This window comes from Lactiplantibacillus garii (assembly GCF_003885105.1).
Taxonomy (GTDB): Bacteria; Bacillota; Bacilli; order Lactobacillales; family Lactobacillaceae; genus Lactiplantibacillus; species Lactiplantibacillus garii.
The window spans coordinates 1-10900 of the sequence record NZ_QWZQ01000061.1; the positions used below are offsets into that span (position 1 = coordinate 1).

The window sequence follows — 10900 nt, forward strand, 5'->3', positions numbered from 1 at the left end:
GATTATTAAGTTTTGCTTGCCTAAATATACAAACGGGATGTCTTTCGCTACAATAAGAGTATTGAACTATCGGTATACGGGGAGGGGGTGCAGTCATCGTCTACGTTTATTGGTACATCGCCGCGTTTGACCACTGGTATTCGGTCATGTTGGTGTTTATTTTACAGATCCTGATGAACCACGAATTACGGCAGCGCAAAGTCTACGCCACCGTCGTGTTGATGGCGGCCTTCTTAACCGGACTTTACATGCTGTACGACGATTATTCGGATATTATTACGTTCTTAGTGAACTTAGGGCTGTTAGCGTTTGTTCGTAGAAAACGGTACTTTATCGTCACGAGCTTAACGGCGACGCTGGCCTACATTTTGTTCAGTTTCTTTGGCAATTACGCCACCGAAATGATTTTTCACCTGTTTAACTTCGGACTCGACCAGTGGAGCGGTTGGTTGTTCGAAGTGGTCGGTGAAATCATCGTCACGGCCTGCATGTTAGCCGTGGCCCTCAGCTTTAAAATGATTCAAAAGCGGCACCCGCGGCAGTTCACGGATGACCTGATGCTTAACGTGGTCGTGAGTGCCCTGGTAGTGGTCGCCATTGCCTTTTTCGCGATTACGACCGCCGCGGATAATTACAACATCGGCTCTGGATTTTTAGGAATCTTAATGATCATATTAGTCGCGATTTTGATGATCAACGCCGGGACCTTTATTTACCTGTTCTATAGCTATACAATGCGGGTACAGGCGCACCGCCAAGCGTTAGAGCGGCACCAGTACGACATTTACGTCGATAATCTTGAAAGTAGTTATCAAAATTTAAGAAAATTTCGGCACGACTACCAAAATATCCTGTTGTCGTTGAGTGAATACATCAACACGGCCCACGACCCTGAATTAAAACACTACTTCGATTCGGTCGTGGCGCGCTCCAAGCAGAGTTTGACCCGGGATTTCGGGCACTTTGATAACTTGGAACAGATCAAGGATAAGTCGCTAAAAGCCATCATTCAAAATAAGTTTTCCGTCGCGCGCCAGGCCGGCATCCAAGTCCGGCTAGAAGCCGACGCGCCGGTGGAACACTTGGCGATCGACCCGGTCACGCTGGCGCGGGTCAGCGGGATCTTACTGGACAACGCCATTGAAGCGGTGACTGGTCAGCCAGACGGTCAAATTGCCGTCGCGGTCGTTAAGTATCCGAAGATGGTGGAGTTAATGTTTACCAATTCGTTACGTCAGCCCATCAAACGGCTGGACGATTTACTAGTTGCCGGGCACACCTCGAAGGGCGCCGGTCACGGGCAGGGCTTAGCCACCGTCCGCGAACTACTGGACCCGCTGGAGAACGTGACTTACGAGCTGGGGGCCCGCCAGCGATTTGAATTTATTATTAGTATTGAAAGTGAGTGAAGTCAGGGTGTTAAAAACTTTTGTCGTTGAAGATGATCCGGAACAATTAGCTACGTTAAAGCAGACCATCGCGAACCACATCATGATCAATGATTTTGACATGGAACTGACGCTCGCCACTGACCGGGCGCAACAGTTAGTGGATTATTTACAAAGTCAGCCCGCGGTGGAGGGACTCTACTTTTTAGACATTGAGTACCCGGGCCAGACGCTGAACGGGTTGGAGTTGGCGACTAAAATCCGTGAACTGGACGTTAACGCTAAAATCGTGTTCGTTTCGACCCACTCGGAAATGGCCTTTTTGACCTTTGAACGGCGGATCGAACCGTTGGACTTTATCGTCAAGGACTTGGGTCCCGACACGGTCAAGTCCAAGGTCGAAACCGATATCCGAATCGCCTACGACCGCTACACTAAGCAGGGCGCTGTTAGTAAGGCGATGTTTTCCTACTCGAAGGGCGGCCAGCTGTTCAATTTACCGCTGGACCAAGTGCTCTTCATTGAAACCGGGACGAGTCGCAATAAATTGGTGCTGCACTTAGTCGACCGTTTAGTTCAGTACAACGGTAAGATCAGTGACGAGACCGTGGCGCACCCGGAACTTTTTCGGGTCCATAAAAGTTTTCTAGTCAACCCGCAGATGCTGGTCCGTGTTGATAAGCAGCACCAGCTCGGTTACTTTGAAAACGGCGAGACCGTCGACATCGCCATTCGGAAGATGCACGACCTTTTACAGCTGATCAAGAAGTCCGACTGGTCGGTTGAACTGAGTTAATTAACTCTTATGTAACAAAACCGTTATTTTTCACGAAAACGAATTAACGTTGGTGCAAGCTATTTTAGGCTTTGCACCTTTTTTGTGTTCCCAGCGTTTTCCCCGGTTATGATAAGACTATCGAAGGACCAGTTATGGGGACTGGTCGAAGGGGGTGCGTTGATTGAAACAATTTTGGTCATTGACCTTAATGGTGTTTGCCGGTTGTCTGTTAATTTTGGGCTCGGAGTATAGTTTGCAGGGGGATTACCACCGGCACAGCCATCACCAAGTCGTGGCTAAAATGGATTATCAGTCAAACGCCGAAACCGCGACCATTAGTGGCCGGACGAAGCACGGGGTGATTGTCACGTTTAGGAGTGGCAAGAAGGTGCGTCAGGTGATTTCTAACAAGCAAAGTGGTCGCTTTTTGGTCCGAATGTCCGTGAAGGGTCAAAAGCGAGTAGTGGTTCAAGTCGTTGGGTTAAAGTCGAAGGTGCTCAAAGTACCGGTAGCGTCAAAGAGTTAGCGAAAATGAATCATTGGGATGCGGCCTAGACGTGGTCTAGGCTTTTTTATTGCTTCCAGGTTTTGCTAAAAAAACGTTAAGCTTGGTGTGAAGCGGTAGGCGGGGTGCGAATTTTAGCGTAAGGTGAAAACGACAGGTAAAGGAGTCGTGAATCACACATGTTAGTTATTGGCATTATTTTGATCGTGGGGATCATCGGGACGGTCGTCCTGCGTTACGGGTTTCATTTTCGCTTATCAATGGGGACGCTGACCGAGACGGCGTTTGCCTGCTCGCTTTTAAATATCGGGGTATTTTTGCTATTCGTGTTGCTGGGGCAACTGACCGGGCCGGCGTTTGTCGCCGAACAGGCCTACCTGCCGCTGTACCGGATTTTTCAAGGGGGCCTGATCCCGTTGATTGGCATGGGCTTATCGGTCGCCGGGATGGTTCGCGAGAAGGGCTTGATGAACTGGTGGTTATTACAATTTAACTTGCTATTTTTAATTTTTGACGTGCTATTGGTTTGGTTTGGCAACCTGGCACGCTAGCAACGCCGGTCTGCGGACACGGCGCTTTTTTTTGACGTTATTTGCACAATCGGGTTCCGTTAAACGTTAATAAAGTGTAGGCAACGTTTGTTTAACGGAGGGGATTTGGAATGAAAATGAGTAAGGTGGTCACAACGGATTTTACGGTGTTTGATAACCGGGTCGTGCGGGACGCGACGTTGAGCTGGAAGGCCCGCGGCGTGTTTATGTACCTGTGGTCGTTGCCCGACGACTGGGATTTTTACGAAACGGAACTGGTCACCCACGCTAAGGACGGCCGCGACGCGTTACGCAGCGCCTTAAAGGAGTTACAGGTGCACGGATACCTGCGCCGCGTTCGGGCCCGTGACGCGCAGGGGCGGGTGCTTAAAAGTGAGTGGCAGTTAGCGGATCACCCGCTGTGGGCAACTGCCACGCCGGCCGCACCGGAGCCGGTAAAACCGGCGGTGGCAGCCCCCGCACCGGGCACGCCCATACTACTAAGTCCTCACGCAGTTAGTCCTGAATTACCAAGTCTTGATCAAGGGGATGAAGAGGAGGGCGCTGCCCCGTCCACGCCCGTACTGGCGACTTGGTGCGCACTGTGGCCGGCACCGAACGTGGTTGCCCGCCGGCAGCTGACCGCCTGGTTAGAGCAATTTCAACCGGAACTGGTTCAGTTCGCAATCGAAACGGCCGGAACCTACAACGTCCAGGCAAACGGGGCGCTCAAGTACGTGGGCGCCATCTTGACGGGTTGGGCGGCCCAGTCGGTGACCACCTTGCCCGAAGCACAGCGCGCCGTCGCGATGCCCCGGAAAAAAACGGGTCCCCGCCAGCAACGTACCGCAACTCGGCGGCGTGAAATTATCCCCAAGTGGGCCCAACACCCGGCAAGTGGGGCTCCGGCTAAGACGCCACCCCGCCAGCTAACGCCACAGGAACGGGCGGAGTTGCAACGCCGACTGGCACGGTTAGGGGAACCGGTGAGCGCTAAAACGTAGTAGTGCCAAAAGCGCGTGACGGGGGTCCAAAGTTGACGGGTGCGGGGTCCAAAGCTTGATGGCGTTTCAGACCTTGCTTTAGGTTAATTGTAAAATCATCAGACTGATGGCCGCGGCGTTGATGACAAAGTGCAATACAATCGACGCTTTGATTTTACCCGAACAACGGTAGACCGTGGCTAAGATCAAGCCCATCACGACGTAAATCAAAAAACTCGGTAGCGTTGAACTACTATGTAAACTGCCAAAAACTAGGCCGCTCAACAGGATTTTGAACACCGTGCGTTTAAAAAACAAGTTAGTCAACGCCCCGCGAAACACCAGTTCTTCCACGACTGGCGTGATAAAAATGGCACTGAGGCCCATCATCCATAACGCTAATTGACTGCCACCCATTAGGTTTTCAATGGCGGCGTTATTCGCGGTCTGGGTTTGGTGGTAAAAGAGCCGGTTGACGACTTCAAAGCCGCTTTCGAGGATGATGATCACCAGGTAGCCCCCAAAGATCAGCCCCCAGTCGCGGCGTTGCAGGCGTTTTAACTGGTATTCGCCGGTGTAATGGCGGGTCACGCTGGCCGCCGCCAGGATCACGACCCCAAACACGATAAAGTAGAGCCCTACTAGGGCAATGCGCCAGCCGAGCATGCTGGGATCACCTTTTAATTGGTTAATTAACCTAAGTAACATTGGCGGCACTAAAACGCCCCCAATTAGCCCAATCATCACAACGGTTCGCCAAAGCCAACTTAACCCATGGTCAACAATTTCCATTGGTACTCACCTCCGGCCCCATTCTACCGCAGGGTGGGGGCGTAGACACGCGTTCGCATGTCTAATTTATTGAGCGGTGTTTCTAGTCGCCAACCCACGGTTAAAACAAGTCATACATATAGGAAAACAATCATACATTTAAAAATAAATATATATTTTTTTGCCGTTTTGGGCCAATCTTCACACTTTCTTCACAATTATGTAATAGTATACTCTTGTACCTAATAGTTATACACTTGTTCATTTTACTCCCCCAAAGTGGATGGACAAGCAAGTACAATCCCCCATATTGTACTTAAACCTAACTCTTTGGCCCTACTGCTTCTGGCGGTAGAGTCATTTTTTTTGCGTTAAAAATAATTTTTGCCTAAAAAAAGACGCCGGACAAAACATCCGGCGTCTGCTTAAACTGCTAATTAAAGTTCGTTACTCGTAAACTTGACCGTTTTCGGGTCGGCATTTTTGATCCGTTCCGCCGCGAAATTGACGGTGTCGCGGGTAGCGTTATAGGTTTTTTCGTCCATTCCGAGCAGGTCCATGCACGAATTAACGTGGGCGAAAATTTCCGGTTTGGCGTCGATCGCCTTTTGCGACAACGAAATGTTGACTTGGCGTTCGTCGTTTTCGTCGCGTTTCCGTTCGACCCATCCCTGTGTCTGCATGCGTTTTAGCAGCGGGGTGAGGGTACCACTGTCTAAGTTGACGTGTGAGCCCAATTCCCGGACCGTCATCGGGCTATTTTCCCATAAAGCTAACAGCGTAATGTACTGCGGATAGGTAAGCTTAAATGGCGCTAAAGCTTCGGCGTAGAAATGGTTAAACCGTTTGCTAGCGGTGTAGAGGGCGAAACACAGTTGTTCGTCCAATAAGATGTTTTTAGTTGGTGTTGCCATTAAAACTGACCTCCTTGATTTCTTTCTAGTACATTGTACGCAATTAATTAGCTAAATGCAATAAATATCCGTCATACTTATAAGATTTAATGCAAATAATTATAAACGGTTGGTTAGCTGGCGAAAGCAAGGGCGTCGTTGCCGACACATTTCAAGAAGAGTTTTGCCATCGCGGTCTGGTTAATGGTCAGTTTGTGACTATCCGTGAAGACGTAGAGCGGCACTTGGTCGGGTAACGTTTTGGCCACGTGCTGGCTGACCGGGATCAAACAATCGGCGCTGACCTTCGCGTGCTGCAGGTCGTGGTCGGACTTCGGGGTCCGTTTAACGACCAAGGTCGCGTGGACTTGGTAGCTGGCCTTGCCGGCGTGGTGCGCGTGGTTGATCCGCACGCCGTGGAGCCGGGAACGTAACTGGAACCCGGACGTCGCGGTGAGCTGTAAACGTTGTTTTAACTCTAGGTCGTAGTCTTGCTGGCTATCAATGTTTTTGAGCCGGAGCTTAAAATGGCCAAACGGGATCGCACGGTCCTGGTGTTGGACCGCTAAGGTGTGTTGTTCAAACTTGGTGGTCGTGGTGACCGGTTCGAACGTATATTGTTGTAAAAGTTGAGTTGCAGTTGTCAAAATATCACTCCCTAGTTCCCGTTTTAGTCTTTTTATGAAAAATGGTCAATTAATTTGCCAACGTTTGCGAGCTTACTTAATATCAAGTAGAATTAAGACAACGTAGGGAGTGGTTACGATGTTTATGACAACCGGAGATTTACAACGGTCCCACATGATCAAGGGGGTCGTTTCGGTCACGAAACACTTAATGTTTGAATCGGACGGGATTGATCAGTTTGAACGCTTTGACGACTTGATCGAACAAGTTAAGCCGGCGTTGTTAAAAAAAGCCGAAGAAAGTGGGGGTGACGGCTTAATTTACGTGAACTTTAACACGGAAATTGCGCAAATGAGCGTGGCCCCGCGGTTTTTGGTCGTTACCGGTTACGGGACGGTCGTGAAACTGGTCGACGAGTCCGTTTAGTTCAGATTTTAAACAAAGGGTTGAACTTCGGTTTCAGTCCTTTTTTTAGTGGTGCGCTTCGGCGCACGGGAAGGGGTCAGTATGCAAACGGAATTTACCCACGGTTTTATCGACGTTCAAGACGCCCAGCAAAATAATTTAAAACACGTTAATTTAAAGGTTCCTAAATACGCCACCACGGTGTTCGTCGGTTTATCGGGGTCCGGTAAGTCGTCACTAGTATTTGATACGATTGCCGCGGCGTCCCGGCGTGAACTGAACGAAACGTTTCCGAGTTTCACCCAACAGTACCTCCCCAAGTACGGCCAGCCGCACGTGGCGGCAATCGACCACTTACCGGTGGCCATCGTGATCGCCCAGCAGCGGCTCGGTAAAAACGCCCGTTCAACTTTGGCGACCTACACCGGCATCTATTCGTTGTTACGGCTCTTATTTTCGCGGGTGGGGCAACCGTTTATCGGCTACTCCGACACGTTTTCGTTTAACCTGCCACAGGGGATGTGCCCAACCTGTCAGGGGCTCGGTTACGTGGACGACATTGACGAAAGTCAGCTGATTGACCCCGAAAAGTCGCTGAATCAGGGCGCCATCACCTTTGTCAGCTTTTCGCCGGATACGTGGCGGTGGCGACGCTATGCGACCAGCGGGCTGTTTGACGACGACAAGCCCATCAAGGACTACACGGCCGCCGAGTACGACCTGCTGATGCACGCGCCACAACAAAAACTCGCCCATCCCGGGGAAGGCTTTCCCCGCACGGCGCTGTACGAAGGGGTCGTTCCCCGAATTCGGCGTTCAATTATTGGGAAAAAGGAAGCTCAGCACCACCGCGACGCGATTGCGGCGATCGTCACCCGTAAACCGTGCCCGGCTTGTCACGGGACCCGCCTGAAACCGGAAGTTTTGACCAACCGGATCAACGGGAAGAACATCGCTGAAGTGAGCGCGATGGACCTGAAACACGTGCTAAGTTTTCTAAACGCCATCGACGCGCCGCTCGCAACTGACGTGGTACGGGAATTGACCACTAAGATCCAGTCGCTCGTCGACATTGGTCTGGACTACCTGACGTTGGACCGCGGGACCAGCTCGCTGTCCGGCGGGGAAGCCCAGCGGATCAAGATTGCCAAGTACCTGACCAGCGCGCTGGTCGACATGGTCTACATTTTGGACGAACCCAGCGTAGGCCTGCACCCGCACGACATTCAGTTGATCAAGCGGGCGCTGACCAAGTTGAAGGACAAGGGGAACACGATTTTGATCGTGGAACACAACCCGGCGATGTTCAGTTTTGCCGATTACGTGGTGGAAATGGGCCCGCAAGCGGGTCGGGCTGGCGGTCAGGTCACCTTTACCGGGACGTACCCGGAGCTGTTACGTTCCGATACGCTGACCGGTAACTGGCTGCGCAAACCGCACCACTGGCGGCAAGAGCGTTCGGCCAGTGGCCAGTTGGCCTTGAAAAACGTCCGGGATAACAACTTAAAGGACGTCAGCGTGGCGATTCCGCTCGGCGTCATGACGGTGATCTCGGGGGTCGCCGGTTCCGGGAAAAGTTCGCTGGTCACGGCGCTAAAACGCCAGTTGACCGGGGACTACATCGACTTAGCCCAAACGCCGGTCGGCATCAACATCCGCTCCACGCCGGCGACGTATTTAGGCATTTTAGACCACGTTCGCCAGTTATTCGGCAAGGCCAACGGGGTCGCCACCAGCTGGTTTAGTTACAATGGTAAGGGCGCTTGCCCGCGTTGTAAGGGTAAGGGCGTGACCATCACCAACATGGCCTTCATGGACCCGGTCGTTCAAACTTGCGAACTGTGTCACGGTCAGCGCTATAACGCGACCGCGTTGGGGTACCGCTACCACGGGAAAACCATCGCGGACGTGTTACAGCTGTCGGTCACGGCGGCCCGGGAATTTTTCGCCGAGACGCCTAAAGTTGCGACCCAGTTGAACGACTTGGACCGGGTCGGGTTAGGCTACCTGACGCTGGCCCAGCCGTTAACGACCTTGTCGGGGGGTGAACTCCAACGGTTAAAACTCGCCGTTGAACTCGGCAAGCGCGGGACGGTTTACCTGTTGGATGAACCGACCGCCGGCTTACATTTACAAGATACCGAACGGTTATTAAAACTGTTTGATCAACTCGTCACGGCCGGAAACTCGTTAATTATTATTGAACACAACTTAGCGGTGATCAGTCAGGCCGACTGGTTGATCGACGTGGGGCCGGACGCCGGCCAGTACGGCGGTCAGATCATGTACAGCGGTACGCCGCGCAACGCGGTGCAAGTCGCTACGTCGCGGACCGGCGCGGCCTTAAAGGATTGGATCAACGCGGAATAATTAAAATTAGGCCTCCTAAACTGAACAAGCTTGTTCAGTTTAGGGGGCCTTTTTAGAAACGTGGGGTTAAGCGGGGGACTTTACGAAAAAACCAGCGCCTAAATGACACCACACCGGGTGGTTTAGGTGCTGGTTTTGTGCTGGCTGAAGCCAATAAAAAAGCCCGACAAATTAACGTTTGTCGTGGCTTTTCTTTTACTCGTGTTAACACTAATGCCCCAGGCAGGATTCGAACCTGTACATTGTTGCCAATACAGCGACCTGAACGCTGCGCGTCTGCCAGTTCCGCCACTGGGGCATGAATATTTAACAACATCATTAATTATAACCAAAAATCCGACAAAAAGAAACCTTTTTCTATATTTATGCAAAAAAAATTGAGAACTTACTAAAAAGGACTTTGCAGACCGTTAAAATAGTGTATACTAAATTGTGTTGATGGCGGTAGTGGTGAAGTGGTTAACACACTGGTTTGTGGATCCAGCACGCGTGGGTTCGATTCCCACCTACCGCCCTTACGAAGACCCAGTTGTGGGTCTTTTTTTTATGTCTCTTTGTCAACTGGTGTTGATGAGGATTAATTCGTTGGGAGCCAGATAAGGCTGCCCGACGAATGTATGCTCAATTTCAAGATGTGAAGCGCGACCAAAGTCATAACATTGTTCAGTCTGAATGGGCCACGTTCAAGAAGAAGCTACCGCTAAGAGTTACGACGAAAGTGACATTGATGTGTACGAGTACATGGCTACTTTAGAAAGCCACACTTGCGACGTTTACGGACGCCTTGACGGCCCGCATTTTGCAGTAAAGGATCGTAAACCGGGAATTAATTACCCACTGATCATGCCGTTGTCGCTGTACTACGGTTCCGTGGATTGTCGACTTACCGGACGTTGGCGAGCGTTAGATGCGTGGACCCAAAACTGGCAAGGGTAAGCTAATAAAGAACGTCACCTATGCTGATTGGCGGAAAGAGTACGAAACGGTCAAAAAGGTTTGGAATAATGGTGAGATTACTCAAATGTTGAGTAAGAAGCCAGTTGCCCGTATCAGTGAGCTAACCGCTGCTCAGCTTAAAGGCATGATAGTTCAAGTTAAACGGTCACGGCCAGACGTACCGGACGATATTTATCACGGGGCATACCGCCAAAATATGTTGGACTGTGCTCACCAACTGGGCTATGATGTGAAACCAACTATTATTAATTGGAAGGATTCTCTGTTGATTCCTGATGGTGCGAAAATTTATCATTATACCGATCGTAAATATCAGTTATTACGTGGGCCACTGGAATATTCTACAAAGTTCCAGTCCCGAAATGGACGTGGGATATACTTTGGTAAAGACTTTGGTAAAACTGCTGAAAAATATGCAACCGAAAACAATGAGCTGGTTACGGCAGTTATCAAGTCTGATGCAGTAATTATTAACCAATTAGATTTTATGAGTGAACTATTAGAGCAAATGCGGACGCTTGGTATTAAGCAGTATCCGGTTCCACGAGATGGCATAAACTTTTTTGACTACATTGCCATGCAACTTGGTGTTCATGGGTGGTATAATCCACAGATGAGGAAGGTTATAATCATTAATCGCGGAAAGCTGGGAATACTCGATGAAGATAAATGATCTAAGCGTAGATATTAAAG

At 50.4% G+C, this 10900-nt stretch carries 12 protein-coding genes and 2 tRNA genes; 10 read left to right on the forward strand and 4 right to left on the reverse strand.

Translation table 11 applies throughout. From position 1 onward, the window contains the following. Positions 1–146 precede the first annotated feature (146 nt). The 5 genes from D1831_RS12955 (at position 147) to D1831_RS12975 (ending at position 4205) form a co-directional block, all read left to right on the forward strand. The gene (locus D1831_RS12955) at positions 147–1409 is read left to right on the forward strand and encodes a sensor histidine kinase (protein WP_125073289.1); all 1263 of its coding nucleotides are present in this window, start codon (positions 147–149) and stop codon (positions 1407–1409) included. Between the two features lie 7 nt (positions 1410–1416). After that, positions 1417–2184 (forward strand): LytR/AlgR family response regulator transcription factor, encoded by a 768-nt coding sequence (locus D1831_RS12960; protein WP_125073290.1) that lies wholly within the window; start codon positions 1417–1419, stop codon positions 2182–2184. Positions 2185–2347: 163 nt separating this feature from the next. Then, entirely contained in the window at positions 2348–2692 is a 345-nt protein-coding gene (locus tag D1831_RS12965) for a hypothetical protein (RefSeq protein WP_125073291.1), read from the forward strand. A 158-nt stretch (positions 2693–2850) separates the two neighbouring features. Next, positions 2851–3222, forward strand: a complete 372-nt coding sequence (locus D1831_RS12970; protein WP_125073292.1) for a hypothetical protein — start codon at positions 2851–2853, stop codon at positions 3220–3222. Between the two features lie 110 nt (positions 3223–3332). After that, positions 3333–4205 (forward strand): DnaD domain protein, encoded by an 873-nt coding sequence (locus tag D1831_RS12975; protein ID WP_125073293.1) that lies wholly within the window; start codon positions 3333–3335, stop codon positions 4203–4205. Between the two features lie 78 nt (positions 4206–4283). On the opposite strand, the gene D1831_RS12980 is transcribed toward D1831_RS12975, so the two are convergent. The 3 genes from D1831_RS12980 to D1831_RS12990 form a co-directional block, all read right to left on the reverse strand. Next, a complete protein-coding gene (locus tag D1831_RS12980) occupies positions 4284–4976 on the reverse strand; it encodes a CPBP family intramembrane glutamic endopeptidase (protein WP_125073294.1) in 693 nt (230 codons plus the stop codon). A gap of 416 nt (positions 4977–5392) precedes the next feature. Beyond that, the gene (locus D1831_RS12985; protein WP_125073295.1) at positions 5393–5869 is read right to left on the reverse strand and encodes a MarR family winged helix-turn-helix transcriptional regulator; all 477 of its coding nucleotides are present in this window, start codon (positions 5867–5869) and stop codon (positions 5393–5395) included. Positions 5870–5982: 113 nt separating this feature from the next. Then, the gene (locus D1831_RS12990) at positions 5983–6495 is read right to left on the reverse strand and encodes a hypothetical protein (protein ID WP_125073296.1); all 513 of its coding nucleotides are present in this window, start codon (positions 6493–6495) and stop codon (positions 5983–5985) included. A 118-nt stretch (positions 6496–6613) separates the two neighbouring features. Here D1831_RS12990 and D1831_RS12995 point away from each other — a divergent pair, with 118 nt between their 5' ends. Further along, positions 6614–6901 (forward strand): hypothetical protein, encoded by a 288-nt coding sequence (locus D1831_RS12995; protein WP_125073297.1) that lies wholly within the window; start codon positions 6614–6616, stop codon positions 6899–6901. 81 nt (positions 6902–6982) lie between these two features. Further along, positions 6983–9250 carry an ATP-binding cassette domain-containing protein gene (locus tag D1831_RS13000; RefSeq protein WP_125073298.1) on the forward strand — a complete coding sequence of 756 codons (2268 nt, stop codon included), beginning with the start codon at positions 6983–6985 and terminating at the stop codon, positions 9248–9250. A 214-nt stretch (positions 9251–9464) separates the two neighbouring features. On the opposite strand, the gene D1831_RS13005 is transcribed toward D1831_RS13000, so the two are convergent. Then, a tRNA-Leu gene (locus D1831_RS13005) sits at positions 9465–9548 on the reverse strand. A 143-nt stretch (positions 9549–9691) separates the two neighbouring features. On the opposite strand from D1831_RS13005, the gene D1831_RS13010 reads away from it, so the two are divergent. The 3 genes from D1831_RS13010 (at position 9692) to D1831_RS13020 (ending at position 10880) form a co-directional block, all read left to right on the forward strand. Beyond that, positions 9692–9764: transfer RNA gene (locus D1831_RS13010), tRNA-His, on the forward strand. A 158-nt stretch (positions 9765–9922) separates the two neighbouring features. Next, complete coding sequence (locus D1831_RS13015; RefSeq protein ID WP_125073299.1) at positions 9923–10186, forward strand: structural protein; 264 nt, start codon at positions 9923–9925, stop codon at positions 10184–10186. Next, positions 10158–10880 carry a hypothetical protein gene (locus D1831_RS13020; protein ID WP_125073300.1) on the forward strand — a complete coding sequence of 241 codons (723 nt, stop codon included), beginning with the start codon at positions 10158–10160 and terminating at the stop codon, positions 10878–10880. The genes D1831_RS13015 and D1831_RS13020 overlap by 29 nt, the downstream gene beginning before the upstream one ends. Positions 10881–10900 lie beyond the last annotated feature (20 nt).